We start from the raw sequence: 24,026 nt of genomic DNA on the forward strand, positions 1-24,026 counted from the left end.
CCGTAGGGTAAGAGTCTGACTTAGTCGTCAATCTATTCTAGGAGAAAAGCTTTTCTTTTTTTATTTATTTAATTTACTCCAGAGAGTATCACTCAAATTCGATAGAGATTTAAAGTTTAGGCTGTTATACAGATCATTTGGATATTCCTCTGCTGCAAATGAGTTTTTTTAACTTACGACATTAAATTCGATCCATTTTTGTATCTAAAAGAGTCTTCAAATACTGCTTTTTCCGCAAATAGGAAAGAGTATACAAAAGGCGGGATAAAATGAAAAAATATTTGCTAGTAACAAGCTTTTTTTTACTAGCTAGCTGTTCACCTCAGCATGCTCAATCCATTGAGGACATTAGACAATATACGCATGGAATTTCCATTATTAATAATTCGGTAATTTGGTCTGAGAAGAGTGATGAACAACGTAAGAATGGTTGGACTCATGATATTTATAAAAAAGAAATTGAGCAATCTCAGATAGAACCACTTGTTGAAAACCCTGAAGCACAGGAGCCCGCAAGTGCAAGTTCAACTAAAGAAACCATCATTATCACATACGAAGATGGCTTCGATACCAAAAACAGCATTTCCCAACGCTTTAGAATCTATGATTACAATTGGCAAGAGTTATATGAAGCAACACTATTTGACGGAGGACATTCCGGGCATGTTGCTTCGACAAATACGCAGCATGTCATTTTTTGGTCTAATCGCTGGATTAACGGTGGTGGTATAGACGAACTTGGTACTGGTAAAGAAGTCATTGTCTCTACAATTTCAAATGAAGGTGAACTATTACACGAAATAAAAATTTCACAAGCAGATGACCGCGATAGCTGGCCAATACTTGCCGCTTCTGACGACAACGCGCTGCTCATTTGGCAACATTTCAATGACAAAGCAACAAAGGCAGCCCTCTATTTCGCAGTTTATAACCCTGCAACCAATGAACTGACTCAAGCTCCAGCTGAACTCTTATCACAAGTAGATTTTTATATGTATAGCGTCTCGTATGTAGAGGCAACCAAACAATACGTAGTCGCAGCACAGACGAATGAAGGCGGAACGTTAATTTTACTCTCAAAAGATGGGGAAATTATTGATCAAATTGATGCCCCCGACCTTGTCAGAGAAGCGACTCCTGCTATACAGGAAAATATACTTGCCTTTCCACAAATGCCGTCTGGCTACTTTACCGTTCATGTTCTTAACAACCAGCTGCAGTTACAACCATCTAACATATTAGATATAGAATGGGGAACAACAGGAACTGCAGGCATTTTTTTAGATGCAGAGAATATGTATTTTGGAACTTTGAATAAGGAAGGATTACAGGAAGTTTTTGTAGAAATTGATGAAGAGGAACAATAATACTTGACTATAAAAAACCTGCAAACCTATTTAAGAAATTTGCACCTTAATACATTAAATCCCTCTAACTAAAAAACAGACAGAGAAAAAAATTTCTTTTTCTCTGTCTGTTTTATTTGAGTATCTTATTGTGAAATAATCTCATTTCGCAACTATTTCAACTGTTTCCAATACTACCGAAAAATCATTATCGGCTTTTTCAACATCCCACTCCGTACGATCAAGTAAAGATGCTATTTGATCTACAGGTACTGGACGACTGAAATAATAGCCTTGTGCTAAATCGCAACCTTCTGATTTAAAGTAGTTGTATTGCTCCGAAGTTTCTACTCCTTCAGCTACAGACTTTAAATCCAATTTTTGCGCCAAGCTAATGATAGTCGAAATAATAGAGGTGGTCTTTTTATTTTTAGATAGATTTCTAATAAAGGACTGGTCAATTTTTATCGAATCGATTGGAAGATCCTTTAAATAAGATAAAGAAGAATAACCAGTTCCAAAATCATCAATCGAGATTCGAACTCCTAGGTCTTTCAATTTATTCATCGTGTTTATCATGGATTCCGTGTTTTCCAAGAAAACACTTTCTGTTAATTCGAGTTCTAGTATGTTTGGATCTAACCCTGTTTCTTGAAGAACTCGTTCAACAGTGTCCACAATATCACTATTCACAAACTGCTTGATCGACAAATTCACTGCAATATGGAAAGGACGACCATACGTATCGTTCCATTCTACGGCCTGTTTACACGCCGTTCTAAGTACCCATTCTCCGATTGGAATGATTAATCCTGTTTCTTCTGCAATCGGAATAAATCGATCTGGTGGAATGATTCCCCACTGTGGATGTATCCAGCGAATAAGCGCTTCTGCCCCGTACATAAGCCCTGTTTTCGGGTCTATTTGTGGCTGATAATACATCACCAATTCGTTATTACCTAACGCATTATGAAGGTGTTCTTCAAGCCCAACTCGTTCCTCAAACGAACTGTTCATCGAATTGGTAAAGAACTTGTAATTGTTGCCTCCCAATACTTTGCTGTTGTACATAGCGATATCCGAATTTTTTATCAATGCTTCTATGTTTTCACCATCTGTTGGATAAAAACTAATACCGATACTCGATCTTAAATACAATTCATGCTGATCGATAAAAATTGGTTTTCGAATTTCTTCTAAAATTCTCTCTACCACTCGAGAAACTTCATCTTTTTCTCTTTCTAACAAGATGACAGTGAATTCATCCCCGCCTATACGAGATACAATATCTCCTCTAGAAACACAACTAATTAATCGTTTCGCAATTTGCTGCAATAATTTATCACCCACAGCATGACCACGAGTATCATTCACCATTTTGAACTTATCTAAATCAATGAATAACACGGCAATTTCTTGTTCCAATTCCACAAAACTTTTTAGTTTCTCAGTAAACTGAAGACGGTTAGGAAGACCAGTTAATGTATCATGGTAAGCCAAATACGTACTTTTTTCTTCGGCTTTTTTACGATCGGAAATGTCCTGTATGGCACAAATGGACATTTTTTGTCCTTCTCTTTCTACAAAGTTCACATTGATTAACGTAGAAATGACATGTCCATCTTTATTGACTAGCTCTGCTTCAAAGTTATTTATTGGGCTCCTTTTTAAAAAGCCCTTAAGCAGAGTCATCCGACGTCGCTCAGAAGTTGCTAATAAGTCGATTAAGTACTGTGGGTCTTTTCCAAAAAGCTCATTGGATGCTGGATTGGTTTCTAAAATTTGATGATCTTCTTTAGCAACAATGATTGGTACAGAAACTAAGTTGAACATATTGTTCAAAAATTCACCTTTGTCCTGGTTTTCCGCTTCTGCGATTTTACGTAACTTATTTTGAAAAAAGGTCTTGCGGTTTGCTCGTTCCATAATATTTCCACCAGCGACACATGTAACCAAAAGTACCCAAAGAAGCAATGAGAGGATCCCAATTTCTTTTGTACCGATTAATGCGAATTGGTAAATAGTAACATATATAAGAGTGGTCAAAACAGCTATTTTAAACCTCAATCTCAAAATAAAGAATGAAAATAAACTAACTATAACTATTCCACAAATTGCTAAAATGCTATTTCCTAATATAATATGACCAACAAAAACGACACTCAGTCCAGCAAGTCCATTAGAAATTGCCGTCATTAATTGATAATACTTCGTAAAGCGATTAGCGTTTAAAACGATTAAATTCAAAGTAAATACTGGATACAAAACAAGAACTATCACTTGAAAAATCTGCGAATAATGTTGTTGTATACTCATGTACGAAAATATTCCTAAACTAAGCCACGCTAAGTAGGATAAAACAATCCCGATTTGGTTAAACAGACGAACTTCGCTATCATTAAAAGATTTAAATTCGCTCTCTAGCACTCGATCCCGAAAACTTAAGGTCAATGGATGAAAAGACAATTCAAGCTGGCCTCTACTATTATCCATAACTTCACATAACTCTGTGCATATCTAATTGTTTAGTTTCTTCGGCATTAACCTGATGTCTACGACAAATTTCTTCTAAAGCGTTGACTGTATAATCAATCTGATCTTTGCTGTGATTGTAATTGACGATTAACCGGATTCTTCCTTGATTCATTTTCACAGCTGGAAAGACAATCGGAGTCGAGTAAACACCAACATGATAAAGATCATTGACAACTAATCTTAATTTATTGTGATCTTCAATGAACACAGGAATAATTGGACTTCTGCTAGTCCCAAGGTCAAATCCTTTAGAAATTAATGAATTTCGCATGTAAGTATTTTTAGCATGCAGTTCATCAATTAATGACGGGTTGTTTTCTATTTCTTCCAGTGCAGCTAAAATAACTGCGGCATCGACAGGTGTTAAGCAGGCTTGAAATAAATAGGCGTCGGAAAATCGGAGCAATGAGCAATATTTCTTATCTGCTGCAAGAAAGCCCCCAACAGAAGCTGTCGCTTTGGATAAAGTAGACATAATGAAATCAACTTTGTCACTTACCCCTTGTTCAAAACAATAACCTCGCCCTTTGTCTCCATAAATACCAAATGTATGTGCTTCGTCCACATACAAATAAAATTTGTGCTTCTGTTTCAAGTTTGTTATTTCTTTGAGTGGAGCTAAATCCCCGCTCATTGAATAAGCTGATTCAACGATGACAAATATGTTTTCAAATGAGTCCTCATATTTTGTCAATTTCTTTTCAAGATCGGCAACATCATTATGTTTAAACGAAATCGTTCTTTTAGCATTCGATAACCTTATACCATTAATAATAGACGAATGACTTTCACGATCAAAAAGAATCAAGTCTTTACTTCCGACCAACATTGAAATAGCACCCAAGTTTGCAGTAAACCCTGTTGGAAAAAGAACCGCACTTTCTTTTCCTGTCATATCACTTATTTTCTGTTCTATTTTTTTATGCAAAGTTGTCATTCCACACGAAGATGCGGAAGTCCCAGCACCAGTACCAAACTGACTTAAAGCACGGGTAGCCTTTTCAATGACGTTCTTATTACGGTTTAAGCTAAGGTAATGATTTACATTCCATAAAACACATTCTTTTATTTCACCTGATTGTTCTGTTATGACATTCATCAAAGTAGCAGGACCATTTTCCAAATATCGGTCATATTCGTTATCAACTTCAACAAAACCATGAAGCGTTTTGGCTCTTTCCTCAAGATTAGTGATACCTTTCAAATAAGTAAGAACTTCCCCGATCGTAACAAATTCATTTGTCATTTAAATACCCCCATCACATATTGTTGTTTATTATAAAATCAAGCAATTAGTTCTATCGTAGCGCTATGTAGTCCTATTGTAACACTATTGTAAATTTATTCAATTAATTTTTTTCAGATTCTCAAAAATATACTAATTTTAATGCTAAATTTATAAAAAACCTTGTCATATCAACGTTTAATCGTTTTACTACTCCCAAATATTCTTGTATTAAATTGTCTTTTAATCTATTTTCACTTGAAAAAAAGCTAGATACTTTCTTTTAAGTAAGTATTTAGACCTTTAAAAGCTTATACTTTTCTAATGAAAATAGAAAAAATCCCTAACTGATTTATTTTTAAAAAGTCTATGTGTCTACAATTAATTTATTTAAAAAGGACTAATAGACCCTCTAATTACCAAATAACTTTTATTTAAAAGCTATATAAAAATAGCGTCTTTAAGTCGGTTATTTGACTTAAAGACGCTATTTTTATATGACCTTTAAACCTTGTTTATTATTTCAACTTATCTGAAATAACTTCTACTGCTTTTACAAATTCGGCAACAAATTCTTCGCGATTAACGCTGTGAAGAACATGCACGTTCGGTACTTTACCAGAACGATTCGTATAATCCACAATTGTCGCACCCGCTGTTAACCCTTCTAATGCTACTTCCACATAACAATCTTGTCCTTTAAAGTATTCGGGTTTCAATAAATACATAACGGCACAAACGTCGTGGAAATGCAGCACTTGATCATAATTTTCTTCGTGGAAAGGTGTTCTTTTAATAACATCCAAATAATAGGTCACCAAATGATAAGCTTTTTCTGCAAATTCCGTACCAATAGCTAAAATATTTTTCGCTTCATCAACTGTTACAAATGCTTTATGTGTGACATCTAACCCACTCATCACAATCGGAATACCTGAACGGAACACGATTTCTACTGCGTGCGGATCCACATACGCATTAAATTCTGCGCTTGGCGACATATTGCCACCTACTGCAGCTCCACCCATCCAAGAAATCCGCTCGATGTTCGATTTTACTTCAGGATGTGCTAATAGCAACGCTGCCACATTGGTTAGGGGCCCTGTTGCGACAATGGTGATTTTCTCATCACTCGCCATAATGGTTTCAAGCATGGCTGTTACAGCTGAACGTTTACTTATTGGTAAGGTTGGCGCTGGAAATTGCACATTTCCAAATCCACTTTCCCCGTGAATATCTTCCGCCACTTCTAATTCTCGGAAAATCGGCTGTTCCAATCCACGCGCAATTTCCACATTCGCCCCGATATAACTCAAGAAAGAACGGGCGTTGTAATTTGTTTTGTCTTGTGAGATATTCCCAGAACATGTTGTGACGAGTCGCACGTCCAATGCTTCTTCACTAGCAAATGCTAACGTCAGCATCATTGCGTCATCAATTCCCGGGTCTGTATCGATAATAATCGGTATTTTAGTCATTGAAATAAGCCACCTTTTCAAGATTTTGAATTGCATCCTTATGCCTTAATACAATCAATATTAACCCAAATATGATGTTAATAAAGTTAACTAAAATGTAGCTAAGTGAGTGATCATATCCCATAAATAAAAACGGATATACATAATCGCTATATCCGTTTTTTCTTATTCTTCTAACAGTTTAATCATTGCGGTATAGTTTTTCTCCTTCGCATAATCGAGCGCTGTTTTACCCGAGTTGTCACGAAGTTCTTTATTCGCATTAAATATTACTAGTTCCTGTACAATTTGCTGATATATTTCTGAACCATCCGTCAGAGCGACTGCTTCAATCAATGCCGTATAGCCAAAATTATTTTGATGATCAATATTTACTTGACCATCTTCTAAAAGTAGCTTCACATTGTTTAAATGTCCTTTTTCAGCAGCAGGTATTAGCGCATTGCCACCATAGCGATTTACACTACTTTGATCGGGTTCTGCATGCTCGATCATATACGTTAAAATCTCTGTTTTCCCTTGGGCGCCTGCATATAAATAGGGACTATCTTGAATATCATCTTGTTGATTAATGTCGGCTCCCGCATCAATTAAAAGTTTCGCTATCTCGATATGATTGCCATGAGTCGCAATTAATAGCGGCGTTTCCTTTCTCGTATTTGTTTCATTTATTGGATACGACGGATCCTGTAAAATTTCTTGCACTTTTTTTAACTCGTTGTTTTCGACTGCTTGAATAAGTTCGCCTGAGTGTTGCTTCACATTCTTTTCCCCTTCCTGACTACATCCTGTTATTAGTAACAATATGCTTGCGACAAGGCCCATAAAGCGGTTCATACAAAACCTCCCTTACGCGATATAAAAATTAGAAAACAGCAAATTACCATTCAAGCAGTTCCTGCTTTATACTAATCTTACTCACTAAAGGGGGCAGACACAATGTCCGAAATGGCAAATGATTTTAAAGATGCGTTGATCGCTAAAGCAAAATGCTTGTCTACTAGTTCACTGTATATGTTGAAGTATATGGCGATTGTTCTTGTGCCACTATACATCATTTATTTAGTTTTAAATTAAGGCACGTTAAAAAAGGCGATTCCGTTTGAATGGAATCGCCTTTTTGGTATCGACTTTGTAATCGTAGCTGTGCATTTCTAACTAAAAGCTATAGCTACATTAAAGAATTCTGTTGATTTTTATAAATTTTTTAAAAGGTATTTTCACAATTTTATTGAATTAGTTCTTATAAATAGTTGCTTCGATCGTTATTTGAAATCTTAGGAGGTTAATCATGAATAATAGCCAGCCTGATTTTAATTCTGATTTTGCTCTGCACTATGATTCTTTTATTCGATTAGCAGTTCCTGCCTATGACCAATTATTTTCGATGGCTGATTCTTTTTTTTATCAACCGAAAAAAACTTCTTCAAATCTGCTGGTCGTTGGAGCCGGAGGAGGAGCCGAGTTGCTTTATTTTAGTCAACTCTACCCTAGCTGGTTTCTTACGGGAGTGGACCCGGCTGAACAAATGCTGAAAATTGCTTTGCATAAAATACAGCAAGCAGGGACCGAGCAACGCGTCAAATTGCATCAAGGATTTGTTCATGAATTGCCAGCCGATAATAAGTTTGACATGGCTACTTGCATACTCGTTTTCCAGTTCCTGCCGGATGACAATGCTAAGCTCAACTTGTTAAAAAGCGTGGCTGAACGGTTGGAACATGGGGCTCCCTTTATTCTTGTGAGTATATACGGAGACAAAGACTCTACTGAATTTAACAAAAATTTTACTGCCTGGAAAGAGCGTTTTCGAAGTAATGGGGTAAACCCCGAAGAGAGTGAAGACGTACAAAGGATTCTTAAAATGCCACTCATTTCAGAAGAGCGGATAAAAGAATTACTCGATGAGGCGGGGTTTTGCAACATTGTTAAATTTTACTCTGCCTACCAAGTTGGCGGCTGGGCAGCTGAGTTGAAATGACTGATCGGCTAACAACGAGCCTTTTAGTTCCCACTGCTACTTTATTTCCCGAGAAATAAGTTAGATTTTGTACTGGTTATAGAATAAAGGCAATAATCCGTCTCATTAGGATTATTGCCTTTATTCTTGAAGATTTAGCTGGGAATACTAGAAGAAATACGCTACCTATGCCCATTCGATAAACTTCATTGAAAGTAAAAGGAATGCAATTTAAAGTTAGATCTACGTACCTAAGTAAGGTTAAATTTATTAAAACTGCTTTTCTGTAGAATTATCTTCCTTACTTTTCAATTCTGAATCTTTTGGTATTAAGGTATTTGTTTTCTTGCATTGATCACTAAACATCGGGCTCTTTATATTTGAGGTTATTCTACTTCTATTTTTCATAGTTAAATCATCAAACTTAATACCATAAAGGTTTTCAGCTATTAATTCCGATAAAGTTTTATTAATTTTGATATTCCTAATGTCTTTCACTAATGAGTCCTTTTCTTCTCTTTGAGTATCCAATTTTTCAATTGCTTATGATAAATGCTACTCACCTGAATGAAGGACTGTAAGAAATCAGGAACTAGATATGTTGAACTGATCATCCCACGAAGGAATCCTCACCGATTTTTCGCAACAGGAAAGTGTTTGATGTTTTTCTTTCCCCATTCGTCCATCATTAAAACGATTGGAATTAGGCTTTCTCCTAAAGTGGTTAACGAATATTCTACCTTCGACGGAACTTCAGCAAATACTTCCCGATGGACAACCCCGTCCTCTTCTAACTCTCTGATTTGAGTAGTCAGTACCTTATGTGAAATTTTGGGAAGTAAGCGGTTAATCTCACTAAAGCGCAACACACCCTCTGTTCCCAAATAATAAATAATAATGATTTTCCACTTGCCGCTAATAATTGATAAGGTCAGTTCCTTTTCGCAATTAAATTCACCACTCTCGATTTCCCTTTTTATTTCTGACCTCAGATCACTCATAAGACTGCCCCCTTCTTCCATTTCTCCCTGAAAGTATCCTTTAGGTAACCTTCTCACAAAAAAGTGCGTTATTCCATTAAAAAGAATTATAATTTAGAATAGATTGAAGATAGAGAATATTTAATGTAATTATTGAAATTTTTCCCCCTTCTCCGATGCTGCCCCGGTGTAAAGATTATATCTTTATAGGTAAAAAATTAGATAGGAGCTGACAGAAATGGCAGGAAACAGAGCGGTTGTATACAGAGGTGCTGGAACTGTAACGGTTGAAGATATTAGCTACCCTGAATTAATCATCAGAGACGGTCCCGGGGTAAATCCGTTGAATGTAGGGCGTAAATGTGAACATGGAGTGGTTGTAAAAGTCGTTACAACGAATATTTGCGGAAGTGATCAACACATGGTGCGTGGCCGGACGACAGCTCCTGAAGGGCTTGTACTCGGCCATGAAATTACAGGAGAAGTCATTGAAGTCGGCCGTGATGTTGAATTTATAAAAAAAGGTGACCTGGTGTCTGTTCCATTTAATATTGCTTGTGGCCGCTGCCGCAGCTGTAAAGAGCAAGATACACATATTTGCGAGAACGTAAACCCGGATCGCCCAGGGTCTGCTTATGGTTACGTAGACATGGGTGGATGGGTCGGCGGGCAATCGGAATATGTAATGGTCCCTTATGCAGATTTCCAGTTGCTGAAATTTCCGGATAAAGATCAAGCGATGGAAAAAATACTTGATTTAACGATGCTTTCCGATATTTTCCCGACGGGCTACCACGGCGCTGTGAGTGCTGGTGTGAAACCAGGAGCTACTGTCTATGTTGCCGGGGCTGGCCCTGTAGGTTTAGCCGCTGCCCATTCTGCCCAACTACTGGGTGCATCCGTTGTCATCGTGGGGGATTTAAACAAAGAACGCCTTGCACAGGCCCATAGTTTCGGCTGTGAAACTGTAAATCTTCGGGAACATCCGAACCTTGGGGAACAAATTGCTCAAATCCTAGGCGTCCCAGAAGTGGATTGCGCTATTGATTGCGTAGGCTTTGAAGCTAGCGGACATGGCGAGGGCGCCGGAGAAGCACCAGCTACCGTACTAAATTCCATTATGGAAGTGACTCGTGCAGGTGGACGTCTTGGTATACCTGGACTCTATGTAACCGGTGATCCAGGCGCTGCCGACGAAGATGCTAAAAATGGAACCTTGAAGGTGCGCTTAGGACTTGGCTGGGCAAAAGCTCACACGTTTGTAACTGGCCAAACTCCGGTTATGAGATATCATCGTGACTTGATGAAGTCGATTTTAAGCGGAAAAGCACAAATTGCCAAAGCGGTAAACGCAACGGTCATTACTTTAGATCAATCACCAGAGGCATACGCTGAATTTGATCATGGAGCTTCCAAGAAGTTTGTCATTGATCCCCATGGACATTTCAAAAAGTAAGCTGCTTTCTCCTCTGCTTATGGAATATGGAAATTCCGATATGAAAAAGCGCCAGAATGATGATTCTGGCGCTTTTTTTATTTTGGAAAGGTGGGTACTTGCACTATATCTTCGTACAGGGAACCTCATTTACTTATGATAAGGTTCACCGTAGTAACAATAAGCACAAACATGCATTCGAAAATACTATCTATATTGTTATTTAAAACTAACATACACTATTGACTAAACAAATAAATTTTAAGACCGCCATTCTAATTTGGTGGTCTTAAATATATTCTTTATTTACATCAATTATCTTTTTATATAGTTTGGAAAGGGACTGGAATCCAAGTTTATTCAAATAAGTATAGAAAGAATATGTTTCATCGATTTCAATTTTTTCACTTATAATTGTAAAAGTAATTCCTTGTATTTGAAAAGATTTTGAATGATTATTAATATTTTTCTCATCAGATTCATTTAATAACTCTTTTATAACTGCTAATTTAGCATGATAATCCATATACATCTCTGCAATACTTATGATAACTTTAGGCAAATCAGTAATAGGCGTAAATAATATTTGAATTGCTTTTGCCCTATCTTCCTTTTTTAATTCTTTATATATTTCATAATGAACATGAGTGACTTTGTAAGGAAAGATAAGAGTTAGTTTAAAGGCTAAAAAGATTGGTAAACCCAAATCAATAAACCGTAGAAATATTCCTAATGGTATTACAAATACTATAAAAGTAATTAAAAATACCGTTGTACTCATCTATCTTTTCCTCCTTCTAAATTCCCCTCACCTAATTTAGGTAGTTTTTCTCTTATTTGGCTCTTCCTTGACTCAAAAGATACGTTCTTTTTTAATTCTTTAAAATTATCTTCTAAAAAAATTTCGGTATCATCAATCATATTATAATATTTTTTTTCTCTCTTATTAAAGGTAAATATATAATCAAAGAATGCATTTGCACTAATAAAATAAGCACCTAGTTTTATCCAAAATAAAATTGATAATTTACTCAGCAGTATCACTTCATACACATAACCCTCATCATTTAAAACAATATTTGCTTCTCCCATAAACCCAAGTATACATACTGATACCATTACCGCACTTATTATTAAACCCATCCATCTAAATACGTTTGTAAAAAAACTATATGTATCCATTCCAAATAAATATTCTATTAAAAGTGGTAAAAAAAGCAGAAATATTGTATTAAAAAATATTGTATTACTTACTTCTTCAGTATCGGATAATTCTCCTACATTAAGTACAACTAATAAAAGAAGAACTACTACTCTCAAGCCAAGATATTTTTGTCTCTTATAATGGTTGTCAAAGAATTTATCAACACTGACCAATTTGTTACAACCCCTTTCGATTGATTTAATTCTAAAGTTCGACAAACTTTAGAGAACTCCTTTACCTGCTTTAACACCATATAATTAATGAAAATATATTTTTATCCCAGTTCAGTTTTTTAATTTCAAAAAATTATTAAAGGAAGCGTTAAATCTACAGTAAGACTTTAACGCTTCCTTCAATAAAAATATTAATTTAATATTAAAAGTGAAAAAATTATCTAAATTATAATAGTTTTTTTTCTATTATTTCTTTGAGGTCTAAAGTTGTAGTCTCTATAAAAGACTTATATTGGTATGGACTATTCTTTCTGCTGTCCATCATATAAGGGAGCCAATCTCTATTTTTTACTGACCAATTTATTAATTTTAATTGTTCAACTTCATCTTCCCAAGTTTCTAACCACTTAATTTTATTATCATTTTCAACTATTATTGCATCATTAATGTATAAAGCTATAGCATTTTGTATAGGTTCGTGACCTAAAACATGCTTTAATACATCACCTGGAACAGCAGGAAGAGAACGGAAGAATATACTGAAAAATTTATTCAAAAATGAAAATATCTCATCATATTGCTCTTTAATTTGTGCTTCATTTTTTTGATTTGGCGATTCTTTACCAAAAATCATCAAATTAATAAATTTTTTCAGTCTTACACTGGTAATGAAGGTAGTATTGGTAGGTCGTACTATACGACTTTTGTTAAATTCTACAGTTGCGTTTTTTAAAGCATCTGAACTATGGTATAGCTCTCTGACTAATAAATTATATATATCTCTAGTGTCATAATTAGTAACTAAAGACCTTGATACTCTTTTAGCATTTGTGTTTATATCAGTGAAAAGTTTTTTTTCTTCCTCTAATGTCAACCCAAAATATATTTGTACAGTTAAGTTGCTTTTTATCAACTTTTCTTTTGCTTCACTACTAATACTGACTTTATTCAAATATTGTTCAATTCCCTTTATTCTATGCTGACCATCTATAACTACTAACTTGTTATCTTTAACAATTTCGAGAGTCGATGTACTGACTTCATAGAAATTTGTCGGGTCTCCTCTATAAGAAAGTACAATTGATGGAAAGAAGATACCTACTGAGCTATCAATAGAATCTAAGTATTTTACAATTTTAGGTAGCCTATGATAACCTAAATCTCTATTAACTTCATGGTTAATAGTATAAATTTCCAAAACCTCTTCTATACTTAACTGAGTTGACATTATTCCTTTATCATTTCTATTAATTAAAGTATTAATAGTTCCTTTTGCTAGCACATTAACCATAAGATTAGCTCCTCACTTCTTCATATTTTTTAGTTAAGAACTCTGAAAAATCTCTAATTGTTCTTCCTGTACTTCCAAAATTATATTTTTTAGTTTTTCTATTATATTTTGCAGACAATTTTTTAAATTCTTCGTTTCTGTGAGTCCAGTCAACTTTAGCAATCACATCTTTAAACAAGTCTTCCATTTTTTCGTAAGGATGTTTGGTTTGAACTGTATAAATAAATTTTGCAATCGCCACTATAATATTGGAACTCATAATAATATACTTATCTCTATTTCCAGCATCAATAGGGGCATATTGTCTAAATAGTGTTACGAAATCTTCTGTCTTTTTTTTATATTCTTCGTAGTTATCTTTAGTGATAGCTGATTTAGAATTTCGACTAAAAACACCATCGTTTAAAGCTTTAGCAACAGCATATAAGGTCGATGCTGTCATTAATTTTGTTCGGGTACTTTTGGCTCTACATTCTATTAAATCTATAGGCAAATTATTTACTACTTCTCGAACCAATTCGCCATACATATCATCTTTCTTGTACATTATTAAAAGAGTATTGTTCACTACCGATGATTTAGTATTTATGTCTGTAAATAATTGTCTTTCTTGTTCAAGTTCTAAATCCATGAAAATTTGTATAGTCATCGGAAAATTTAATAACATATGATATAATTCCTCATTACCATTGCTTACTTCCATACGTCTTTTTAAAAATTCAAATGCTCTTATTCTATGTTGACCATCTAAAATTATTAATCTTTCATCCATGCTTAAACTGTAAGCTTGTCTTCCTTCATCAAATACCCCTTGACCTCTTGCCGAAAAAATTAAAGGCGAAAAATAAATATCATTGCCATCTAAGCCATATTGAATATATTGTCCTATACTTGCAACCTTATTTTCATCTAATTCTCTTTGAACTTTTAAATCTACTTCTAAAAATTTGAGAATATCGTTCACTGTACATTGAATAGTTATGACCTCTTGATTAAATTGCTCCCTTTTTATTCCACTCATCGTTATATAACTTTTTTTAACTTCTGATGATAAACTAGATAGGTTTAAAGTCATTTTCAGTTCTCCTTTATGTTTTTTTTGAAATAATTAAAATAATCATAACACTCTTTATTAATTGTTGTGTGTTTTCTTGTCTATTCCCCGAAAATAATTTTAAATTAATAAAAATATCAAATTTACGTTAATTTAATTGAATTAAATCACTTTATTCAACTATTTTTATGTATATATTTTATTATTCTTACTCTCTTTATCCGTTAATTAGTTTCAACTTTCTTAACTCTTTTCTTATATAGCTATTTTTTAAAATTTATCACTAATAAAAAGTAATTAGCTCCCTATAATTGTAAACAAATTGGAGTGGTTATAGTGCTATAGTCTTTTTTAACTATTATCGCAGTGGTCTTGGTGAAAACTATCCCCCATTAAAAATAGAACTCTCATAATTAAGAGTCCTGTAACATTTTTTCATATTCTTTAATGACTTTATAAAACGAGTTCTTTTTTAATCCCATTGATGTCATAAATTCTATTCCAGTTGTTTCTTTATCTCTCCAAATTTTATATTTTGATTCAAGAATAAGCCTTTGTTCTTTATTTAAAACACTTAGGTTTATTTTCGGTCTTCCTAGATGTTTACCCGATGCCTTAGCAATAGCTATCCCTTCTGCTTGTCTTTGTAAGATGTTCATTCGTTCCCGCTCACTTACAAACGCCAACACCTGTAATACTAAATCACTCACAAATGTCCCTAACATATCTTTATATTGAGTAGTATCTAATAACGGCATATCTAGGACTCTGATATCAGCTTTTATATTTTGAGTAATATCCTCCCACTCTCTCTTTATTTCTTTTGCATTTCTTCCAAATCGGTCAATAGACTTTATATACAATAAGTCTCCCTTCCGAAGACAACTTTTCAAGGATTGATATTGAAGTCTGTTGAAATCTTTCCCACTTTTCTTATCAATAAAAATATCCCTCTCATTTATACCTAAATCTTTTATTTCTTTTAGTTGTCTTGCTTCATTTTGTTCTTTACTTGAAACCCTCACATAAGCAAAAACTTTAGTATTAGACATATAAATCCCCCTAATTTTGTTGATATAAGCTTATTCTTTTTACAAACGTTTATATAAGAGTAATTCCACATTTACAAACTAAGATTTAGGCTGTTCTATAGAGTTTCTAAAGGTATACCTTTTTAAACGTAACTTCTGTAAGCTACTTCTGTCTTCTTGATAGAGTTAAAATTTCCCCTTATTTATGCACGTCTAAATTACCTTTAATAAGGGGATTTGAATATGATTTTTATCTATTTTGCATTTTATAAAAATGACAGATTGGAAGGACAGGAGTGTGTTTTTCTACATAAAATTTATCTTTTATTAATTTTCTTGAAGTTCTTTCCATTCAATGAGGAGATTAGGTAATAAATTTTCTTTAGGTAGGTGCAGTTCTTGAATCCACTTATTTCTAGCATAATATGTTGAGCCATACAGCTCTTTAGTTTTCGTAATGCCCAATGACTCTCTTATAATATTAAATCCTAAAACTGTTTCTATTCTGTTTATTTTTTGTCCTTCTAACCAATCACAAGAAACAATTTGGGATTGTGATTCTTCAAATGAGATATCACCCATTACCTTTTCAAAATTCAATTTAAAAAATTCAAAAGTTAAGATTTGTACAGCTTGTCTTTCAGAGCTATATTTTTTAATTGAGTTTAATGGTGGTCTAATTTCCATTCTTAATATCCCAAAAGTTTTTTCTATTAGTTCTGCCGATTGTTTTTTAGCTTTGCACTCTTTTTGCTTATCATAAAACATGATGCTACTGCTTTTGTTTTTATAAATAACTGTTTCACTATGATTTATTAAGTATGTTTGTTTATAGGGCAACTGCTTTTTTCCAAGAAATTGAATATAGTCATTCACTTTATTTCCCACATAAAAATTCCAACAGATATCTATTCTCTGGACAATCCATTCCGTCTTACTAATTTCTACTCCCAATAAACTATGAAGTTCTTGTTGAAGTTTATCCCAAAAAACATTAATATCTTTTAGCTTTATAACATTGACGTTTTCTCCAAATAAAAATTTAGGTATAGATACTTGAATTATTAAAAGTCTTGTATTGGTGATATAGGTTATGTATGGAATGTTTTTTGTTTTAATTTGATATGTATCATTCAGCTCGCCAGTCTCATTATTAAAGTATGTAATTGTTTTTAGATTTTCTATGTTAGTAAATGTTTCTTTGCTTATAGCTATATTTTCTGACTTTAGTCTTACTGTATCAAACAAGTTCAAAACTCCTTTCTGTAATTTGATAATGAATTTCATATGTTATAAGAAACAAAAAACTATGTATTAATCCCGTTTTACTTAGTAGCTATTGTTACTTGTGATATTGATTCGAAAATAATTGTAGAGAGATTGTCCAAAAATAATTCAAATTGATTCTCTTTTGATTTATCCACCTTTTTACCTCCTTCCTTTCTTATAACCCTATAGTAGCATAAAGGTAGCATTATGTCAATAGTTAATGCTACTTAACTTGACTAAATGCTACTTTCATGCTACAATAAGTTTATGTACAAGATTGGAGTGTAAACATTGAACAATTTAAGTTTTGGAAAAGAATTAAAATATTTGAGGAAACAAGCTGGTATTCCTTCTAAAGTTTTATCGAAAAAGGTTGGCAAAGCAGTAACCTATGTTTCTCAACTAGAGAGAGAACTAATTAAAAACCCTTCTTATGATACATGTATTAAAATTTTACTAGAGTTAGGTCTTGATATAACAGAAGCCGAAAAAATGTTAAGTTACTTCGACATTAAATCTAAAGAAGCAAAAGAAGCTGAATATAAATCGACCTTAATGCAAGATAGGGAAAATAGTTGGCAAGCTAATTCAGATTATTACGTTAAAAAATTTGAACAAATCGAAAAAAGTAAGAGCTTATTTTTGCAACTTGCTGATAAAAGATTTAGTACCTTGGGACAATATGATAATTCAAAAGCTAACAAGGTTTTGGATAACTTAAATAAAATTTTAAATAGCGAAGAAAAATCCGATTTCTTTTTTTCACTTTTCGAAAATGATTTCTCAAAATTGAACCTCACAGAGACTGAATTAATATTAAGGAAAATTGATAAAGATTATAAACAAATAGTTACAAAAAAAATAATAGAAGAAATGGATGGAATAGAATGAACGAAACGAAAGTAGCATTATATGTAAGAGTATCTACAGAAGAACAGGCAACAGAAGGTTATTCAATTGCAGGGCAAATTCAAATTTTAAGAGATTATTGTAATAAAAATGATTTCAAAGTAGTGAAAATTTATAAGGACGAAGGAATCAGCGGTAAATCTACTGAAAGACCTTCCTTACAGGAGCTACTTGAAGACTCTAAGCATAATAATTTTGATATGGTTATGGTATGGAAAGTTTCAAGATTGTCTCGTAAACAAGTCGATTTTCTCAATATTCTTGACCATTTTCAAAAAAACAATATTAAACTTTATAGTTATAGTGATAATATTGATGCTTCAACTCCAATGGGAATAGCTATGCTTCAAATGCTAGGAACGTTTTCAGAACTAGAAAGAAATATGATAGTAGAGAATGTAAAGATGGGGATGACTCAAAGAGCAAAAGAAGGAAAGTGGAATGGCGGAAGTGTGCTTGGATACTCTTCTAAGGAAAAAAAATTAGTTATTAATGAGAATGAAGCTTATATTATAAGATATATTTTTGATTTATATGTAAGCGGTAAAGGCTTTAAATCCATTGCCAACCAATTAAACCATGAAGGTTATATGACCAAGAGAAAAGCTAATTTTTCTACAAATTCTATCAGGCAAATCATTATGAACCCTATTTATTCTGGTTTAATTCGCTTTAATCAATACGAAGATTGGAATGTTAAGAAACGGGAGGGGAAAAGTGAAAATATAGTTTTAGTCAAAGGGGAACATCAACCTATCATTAGCAACGAAGTATGGGAGAAAAGCCAAGTTTTATTTATCCAAAGGTCAAGTAAACCCGCCAAAACCTTTACAGGAAATTTTCCTTTAACAACTCTGCTTCGTTGTCCAAAATGTGGACAAGGCATGATTGGACATAAGTCAAAAAAAGGTAAAAATTCTAATGAATACTTACGTTACTACCAATGCGGAAATTTTCATTATAAAGGTAGTGCAGTGTGTAAATCTAATTTACTAAATGCTGATTTGGTCGAAGAATTTGTATTTAAGCGTTTAGAAGAAATCACATCTCAGCCAACGGTGCTTGAATCTATTGTAGAGAAAGTAAATGATAGAATTAGCAAATTAAAAAATCCTATTAAAGCTAAACAAACAAACATAGAGGAAAGAATTTTCAATACAGAAAAAAACATAAAAAAGTTTTTGTCAATTATCGAAAATAGTGATAATCCACCTGACTCAATATTAGAAAAGCTTAACGAGCTAGATAACGAAAAGAAAATTCTTCTTGAACAAATGAAAGAAATTGAATACGAATTAGGAAGACCTATTATAAAAGAAGTATCGTTGGAGCAGATACAGCAAGTCTTATCTATGTTTTCAAAAATTCTACCAAATATTTCTCATGAAAAACAGAAGAACCTTTTACACTCTATTATTAATAAAATTACTGTTAATGAAGGAAATTCCCCACAAAAAAGAAGCGTCAAAGATATTGAGTTATACTTTGACGCTTCTCCTAATAATAACTATGTGTTTACTTATGGTACGGTTCACCCTTCATAATCCGAAACGCCCGATAAACCTGCTCCACCAAAATTAACTTCATCAATTGATGGGGAAACGTCATCTTCGAAAACGATAATTTTTCATCCGCCCGCTTTAATACCTCGTCATGTAACCCAAGCGATCCGCCAATAACAAAGACAATTTTGCTGCGGCCATAGGTCATTAACGATTCGATGTCTTTTGCAAGCTGCTCCGAAGTTTTCATCTTTCCATCAATTGCTAATGCAATGACATACGCGTCAGCGGAAATTTTCGCCATAATTCGGTCGGCTTCTTTCTTTTTGACAATTTCCATGTCCGCATCACTCAATTGCTCTGGTGCTTTTTCGTCTGCAACTTCAATTTCATTAATTTTTGAATAGCTTCCAAGTCGTTTTGTGTACTCTTCGATTCCAGCTTTCAAATATTTCTCTTTCAACTTTCCTACACTGATAATTGAGATATTCACAACTTATCCCCCTTCACATTAAATTTACAAACAAGTTATGCACAATAGTTATACACATACTAACACCCAATTTCTACATATTGTGCTCGATCAGGCGTTTGCCACAAGATACGTTGCAGCCTCTTTGCAATAATCACAAGTTGTGGATAACTTTTCTGTTTCTGATAATTCTGTTAGTATAGGGTAATTTTTAGTCTCTGCTACGAACACGTCCAACGCATGCTCCACGTGGGTTTTACAGCATTTTATCTCCATTATTTCCACCTCTTTCGATTTCCGAATATTCCACATAGTTATACACATTTCATTCATCTTTATCCACACCCTATTTTAACAGACCAAAAGAGTTCCGGATAGCGGAGCTTTTATCCTCTTGTGGATTGTTAACAATAAATTTACACGTCAAAAGTTATCCACATGCTTTTTCTGCTTTTCCGAGCTTTCCTTCTTCTCCTCGAAATTTCAAAATTTAATATTTGAATAGTATTAGTTCAAGACAATGAAAAAACGGAAGGTGACAACTCCTACGGAAAGAACGAAGTAATGAAGTGAAAAGTGGGGGTTGGATCCTTCATATAAGACAAGATCTATGTCCCTTAAATGGTGTGTACTTAGATTTCCTTTGGTTATACGAATGTTATATACTGATTTCACATACTTATCACTTTACTATGATACTTGGAGGAGATCTCATGATGTTCGAAAACAAAGTAGTGATTGTTAATGGTGGAACGGATGGAATTGGTAAAGAAGTAGTTCGTTTCTTTTGTAAAGAAGGGGCTACTGTTCATTTTACTGGAAGAGATCGTAACAAAGGCTCTCAGGTTGAGAGTGAATGCAACGAAAGAGCCCATTTTTACCAAGTCCACAACGAAAACGTGGAAGAAATCGAAAGCTTTTTTAAAACACTTGAAAACAATGAACATCATGTTGATATTCTATTCAACAATGCTGGTATTCTGTCTACAGGAATGGGGCCTTTGTCTCGAGTAAAGTTAGATGACTGGAACTATTTAATTGCTGTCAATCAAACGGCTGTCTTCGCCTACATGAAATATTCTTTAGTCGTGATGAGTAAGCAACGAAATGGCGTCATTATTAATAATGCAGCCATCCTTGGAAACGACAAGGTTAATCCTATGCTACCAGCTTATAGCGGAACAAAAGCAGCAGTTGTCGCGATGACTCAAAGTACGGCACTACGCTTTGCTAACCTAGGAATTCGTGTAAATTGCATATCTCCTGGCCCTACAGAAACTGACCTAGCCATTAATGCATATGGCGGGATAGAGAATTATGAAAAACAATCAAAGGGACACCCTAGAGGAAGTTACGGGAAACCAAGTGAGATTGCAGAAGTCGTTCTATTCTTAGCTTCAGACAAAGCATCCTATATAAACGGTGCAGAAATAGTCGTAGACGGTGGCTACTCCTTAAAATAAACAAATTCAGAGTATATTTCCTATCTTAAAAAAGAACCTTTCACTAGTGAAGGCGCGTCTACGGGGTAGGCGAAGCGAGAAGACAGGTGATCTTCCTGGCTTCTCGTGAGAGCCAAGGAGGGGCGATTTTGGCTCCTCCTTTGCGACGAGCTTGCGCAGGAGCAACCATCTTTGCTCTACACAAAGCGACCGAAGCGATAAATTTCCACAAAAAAACTGCAGACTACTCGGATTACCTGAGTTTGTCTACAGTCTGAACCGGCATAGCAACTTTTATGCCGGTTTTTATTTTACAATGCTGAATTATCCACAAGCTTTAAGTTGAATTCGATTAACTCACCATCTCGATACGCTTTAACGGTCAGTTCATCACCGATTTTCTTTTTATTGTATAAATGCTTTCGCAACTCGATAATATCATCTATTGCGACACCATCCATTTCAATAATCACATCAAACTGCTCCATACCCGCCGCAGCTGCAGCAGAACCTTTTATCACGGAATTGACTACGACACCCGTTACCACGTCTTCAGGAAGGTTTAACGTGTCCTGACGAGAAGCTTGAGGCACTTGAACCAAATCCATCAACGTCACACCCATTGCAGGCCGAATCATCTCCCCATTTTCTTCAATCGATTCGATCACAGGAATCGCAGAATTGATGGGAATCGAAAACCCAATGCCCTCCACTTGCGAAGTTGCGATTTTCATCGAATTAATGCCGATCAATTGACCTGCTAAATTGACCAATGCGCCGCCACTGTTTCCTGGATTAATCGCCGCATCTGTCTGTAACACTTCTGCTTGCCAATCTTCTTGACCGTCACCATTCAAATCCACTGGCACCGCTCGATCTTTACCAGAAATGACACCCGTCGTCACCGAACCTGAAAAATTTAGACCTAACGGATTACCGATCGCGATCACTGTCTCTCCTTGTTTTAAGGCATCTGAATCTCCAAATTGAGCAACTGCCTGCACTTTAGCTCCGTCCATTTCGAGTACAGCCAAATCGGTCCAAATATCACTTCCTACTAGCTCAGCTTGAACTTTAGAACCGTCCGACAACGTTACTTCAATACCACTGGCTCCATCAATAACATGATAATTGGTAACGACATAAGCTGTGCCATTATCATTTTTATAAATAACACCAGACCCCGTGCCAACAGCTTGTTCTTGTTGCTCTGATTGCGACCAAAAATCCCCATTTGCTTGCAAATTACTAACTCCTACGACCGCATCCGCCGCTATATCAACAGCCTTCGTCACATCTGTCATGATATTAACCGAAATCGCTTCAGAACCTTCTTTAGCGCCCTGCTCCACAATTTGCGTGTTACTAGTGCCGTTATCCGGTCTCAGCTCTGGTAACGTATAAAACAATAGCCAGACCAATAACGCACCCACCACTACTCCGCCTACACCTGCAGCAAACACACCTAAACGACTCTGTCTCTGTCTGCCGTTCGGTGTTTGATTGTAATAACCCACCGCACTCATCCTTCCTCTATCTTCTCTATCTGTTTACCCCGCTTGAACCATTTATAAGACCTTTATCATTTCAGTTTAAAAATTTCGTGTGACCAAAGCAAGCTGCAAAACCTATTTCCACTCTGCTCGTCGTTTATAGAACAGTCTCTCTTAGTTACTTGGAGTGTAAGCGCTCTACTCCTGCGGGAATAGTGCTAGCCGGAGCCACTGGACTGAGCAAAGCGAAGGAAGCGGCAGAGGTTGCACCCTTGGCAGCTAGTACCGCGACGTCCTGTCGCACTAGCTGCATGACTCACATCCTGTGAGCCCGAAAGCGAGCGCTGGAACGGAAAGCACTCTTATCAATTTCAATTTACAACAAAAAAAGCCATCCAAAAGTCACTTTCATGACCTTCGAACAGCTCTTCTCTTACACAACAATTAATTTAGTCGGTATATTGGCATCCGTATCAAACAGATTCACATATTCTCCGGTGATAATCCCTTTTGACTGCAAAGTTTGCTCAACACTCATACGCGCTAAATCTTTCATATTATTATCTTTACTCAAATGCGAAAGATAAATACGTGTCGGTTTTTCAGCAATCACTTCACTCATCGCCACTGCCGCATCTTCATTCGACACGTGACCCACGTCACTCAAAATCCGGCGTTTAATCGACCATGGGTAACGCCCCATCTGCAGCATTCCTACATCATGATTACTTTCAAACACATACGAATCAGACGCTTGAATAACACCTTTCATCCGGTCGCTAACATAGCCTGTATCCGTAATTAACGACAGCTTTCGACCATCTGCATGAAACACATAAAACATGGGATCTGCCGCATCGTGCGACACCGCAAACGATTCAATATCCATCGAGCCAAAAGTTTTAATCGTATCCATATCAAAATGGAATCGCTGCTCTACAGGAACCGCTCCGATCAACCCATCCATCGCAGACCATGTTTTAGCGTTGGCATAAATCGGCACCTTATGTTTGCGTGCTACAATCCCAAGCCCTTTAATGTGATCGCTGTGTTCATGCGTGACCAAAATGCCATCCAAATCGCTCATTTTTTTACCGATTGCAGCAAACAACTCTTCCATTTTACGACCACTGAGTCCTGCATCGACTAAAAAAGAATGTTCTCCGTTCTCGATATATGTGGCATTGCCGCTTGAACCGCTGGCTAATACACTGAATTGCATAGTAA

22 protein-coding genes are annotated in these 24,026 nt (G+C 35.2%); 7 read left to right on the top strand and 15 right to left on the bottom strand.

Translation table 11 applies throughout. The features are described 5' to 3' along the window. Positions 1-269: 269 nt before the first annotated feature. Positions 270-1,367, top strand: a complete 1,098-nt coding sequence (locus tag MLE13_RS04335) for a hypothetical protein (RefSeq protein WP_240748232.1) — start codon at positions 270-272, stop codon at positions 1,365-1,367. 141 nt (positions 1,368-1,508) lie between these two features. On the opposite strand, the gene MLE13_RS04340 is transcribed toward MLE13_RS04335, so the two are convergent. The 4 genes from MLE13_RS04340 to MLE13_RS04355 all read right to left on the bottom strand — a co-directional run bounded on the left by MLE13_RS04340 (position 1,509) and on the right by MLE13_RS04355 (position 7,346). Further along, positions 1,509-3,662, bottom strand: coding sequence for a sensor domain-containing protein (locus MLE13_RS04340; RefSeq protein ID WP_240748233.1), 2,154 nt, complete (start codon positions 3,660-3,662; stop codon positions 1,509-1,511). A 181-nt stretch (positions 3,663-3,843) separates the two neighbouring features. Beyond that, entirely contained in the window at positions 3,844-5,127 is a 1,284-nt protein-coding gene (locus MLE13_RS04345; RefSeq protein ID WP_240748234.1) for an aminotransferase class I/II-fold pyridoxal phosphate-dependent enzyme, read from the bottom strand. 497 nt (positions 5,128-5,624) lie between these two features. Further along, positions 5,625-6,584 (bottom strand): nucleoside hydrolase, encoded by a 960-nt coding sequence (locus MLE13_RS04350; protein ID WP_240748235.1) that lies wholly within the window; start codon positions 6,582-6,584, stop codon positions 5,625-5,627. A 165-nt stretch (positions 6,585-6,749) separates the two neighbouring features. Next, positions 6,750-7,346, bottom strand: coding sequence for an ankyrin repeat domain-containing protein (locus tag MLE13_RS04355; RefSeq protein WP_240748236.1), 597 nt, complete (start codon positions 7,344-7,346; stop codon positions 6,750-6,752). Positions 7,347-7,523: 177 nt separating this feature from the next. Here MLE13_RS04355 and MLE13_RS04360 point away from each other — a divergent pair, with 177 nt between their 5' ends. Continuing rightward, positions 7,524-7,661, top strand: a complete 138-nt coding sequence (locus MLE13_RS04360) for a hypothetical protein (RefSeq protein WP_240748237.1) — start codon at positions 7,524-7,526, stop codon at positions 7,659-7,661. Between the two features lie 214 nt (positions 7,662-7,875). Next, on the top strand, positions 7,876-8,565 hold the full coding sequence (locus MLE13_RS04365; RefSeq protein ID WP_240748238.1) for a class I SAM-dependent methyltransferase: 690 nt from the start codon (positions 7,876-7,878) through the stop codon (positions 8,563-8,565). Between the two features lie 608 nt (positions 8,566-9,173). On the opposite strand, the gene MLE13_RS04370 is transcribed toward MLE13_RS04365, so the two are convergent. After that, complete coding sequence (locus MLE13_RS04370; RefSeq protein ID WP_240748239.1) at positions 9,174-9,545, bottom strand: winged helix-turn-helix transcriptional regulator; 372 nt, start codon at positions 9,543-9,545, stop codon at positions 9,174-9,176. Between the two features lie 217 nt (positions 9,546-9,762). Between MLE13_RS04370 and fdhA the strand changes: the two genes are divergently transcribed. Beyond that, positions 9,763-10,980: a formaldehyde dehydrogenase, glutathione-independent gene (fdhA, locus tag MLE13_RS04375; RefSeq protein ID WP_240748240.1), complete on the top strand. Its 1,218-nt coding sequence runs from the start codon at positions 9,763-9,765 to the stop codon at positions 10,978-10,980. A 268-nt stretch (positions 10,981-11,248) separates the two neighbouring features. On the opposite strand, the gene MLE13_RS04380 is transcribed toward fdhA, so the two are convergent. The 6 genes from MLE13_RS04380 to MLE13_RS04405 form a co-directional block, all read right to left on the bottom strand. Continuing rightward, positions 11,249-11,740 carry a hypothetical protein gene (locus MLE13_RS04380; protein WP_240748241.1) on the bottom strand — a complete coding sequence of 164 codons (492 nt, stop codon included), beginning with the start codon at positions 11,738-11,740 and terminating at the stop codon, positions 11,249-11,251. Continuing rightward, complete coding sequence (locus MLE13_RS04385) at positions 11,737-12,336, bottom strand: hypothetical protein (RefSeq protein WP_240748242.1); 600 nt, start codon at positions 12,334-12,336, stop codon at positions 11,737-11,739. Before MLE13_RS04385 ends, MLE13_RS04380 begins: the two co-directional genes overlap by 4 nt. A gap of 226 nt (positions 12,337-12,562) precedes the next feature. Continuing rightward, a complete protein-coding gene (locus MLE13_RS04390) occupies positions 12,563-13,627 on the bottom strand; it encodes a DNA sulfur modification protein DndB (RefSeq protein WP_240748243.1) in 1,065 nt (354 codons plus the stop codon). Positions 13,628-13,631: 4 nt separating this feature from the next. Continuing rightward, positions 13,632-14,702, bottom strand: a complete 1,071-nt coding sequence (locus MLE13_RS04395) for a DNA sulfur modification protein DndB (protein WP_240748244.1) — start codon at positions 14,700-14,702, stop codon at positions 13,632-13,634. A gap of 392 nt (positions 14,703-15,094) precedes the next feature. Further along, positions 15,095-15,733: a recombinase family protein gene (locus MLE13_RS04400; RefSeq protein ID WP_240748245.1), complete on the bottom strand. Its 639-nt coding sequence runs from the start codon at positions 15,731-15,733 to the stop codon at positions 15,095-15,097. 306 nt (positions 15,734-16,039) lie between these two features. Further along, entirely contained in the window at positions 16,040-16,960 is a 921-nt protein-coding gene (locus MLE13_RS04405) for a phage/plasmid replication domain-containing protein (RefSeq protein WP_240748246.1), read from the bottom strand. Between the two features lie 312 nt (positions 16,961-17,272). Here MLE13_RS04405 and MLE13_RS04410 point away from each other — a divergent pair, with 312 nt between their 5' ends. After that, positions 17,273-17,872, top strand: a complete 600-nt coding sequence (locus MLE13_RS04410; protein WP_240748247.1) for a helix-turn-helix domain-containing protein — start codon at positions 17,273-17,275, stop codon at positions 17,870-17,872. Beyond that, positions 17,869-19,434 (top strand): recombinase family protein, encoded by a 1,566-nt coding sequence (locus MLE13_RS04415; protein WP_240748248.1) that lies wholly within the window; start codon positions 17,869-17,871, stop codon positions 19,432-19,434. The genes MLE13_RS04410 and MLE13_RS04415 overlap by 4 nt, the downstream gene beginning before the upstream one ends. Here MLE13_RS04415 and rlmH read toward each other — a convergent pair. Further along, positions 19,406-19,885, bottom strand: coding sequence for a 23S rRNA (pseudouridine(1915)-N(3))-methyltransferase RlmH (rlmH, locus tag MLE13_RS04420; RefSeq protein WP_240748249.1), 480 nt, complete (start codon positions 19,883-19,885; stop codon positions 19,406-19,408). The two genes, MLE13_RS04415 and rlmH, sit on opposite strands and share 29 nt — an antisense overlap. Before the next feature lie 90 nt (positions 19,886-19,975). Continuing rightward, the gene (locus tag MLE13_RS04425; RefSeq protein WP_430905199.1) at positions 19,976-20,197 is read right to left on the bottom strand and encodes a CxxH/CxxC protein; all 222 of its coding nucleotides are present in this window, start codon (positions 20,195-20,197) and stop codon (positions 19,976-19,978) included. Between the two features lie 380 nt (positions 20,198-20,577). Here MLE13_RS04425 and MLE13_RS04430 point away from each other — a divergent pair, with 380 nt between their 5' ends. After that, positions 20,578-21,327, top strand: a complete 750-nt coding sequence (locus MLE13_RS04430; RefSeq protein WP_240748250.1) for an SDR family NAD(P)-dependent oxidoreductase — start codon at positions 20,578-20,580, stop codon at positions 21,325-21,327. A 290-nt stretch (positions 21,328-21,617) separates the two neighbouring features. On the opposite strand, the gene MLE13_RS04435 is transcribed toward MLE13_RS04430, so the two are convergent. Both MLE13_RS04435 and MLE13_RS04440 read right to left on the bottom strand, forming a co-directional pair. Continuing rightward, positions 21,618-22,823 (bottom strand): S1C family serine protease, encoded by a 1,206-nt coding sequence (locus MLE13_RS04435; protein WP_346429152.1) that lies wholly within the window; start codon positions 22,821-22,823, stop codon positions 21,618-21,620. Between the two features lie 409 nt (positions 22,824-23,232). Next, a complete protein-coding gene (locus tag MLE13_RS04440; protein WP_240748252.1) occupies positions 23,233-24,021 on the bottom strand; it encodes an MBL fold metallo-hydrolase in 789 nt (262 codons plus the stop codon). Between the last annotated feature and the right edge of the window lie 5 nt (positions 24,022-24,026).

This window comes from Planococcus halocryophilus (assembly GCF_022489025.1).
In the GTDB taxonomy this organism is placed as follows: domain Bacteria; phylum Bacillota; class Bacilli; order Bacillales_A; family Planococcaceae; genus Planococcus; species Planococcus halocryophilus_A.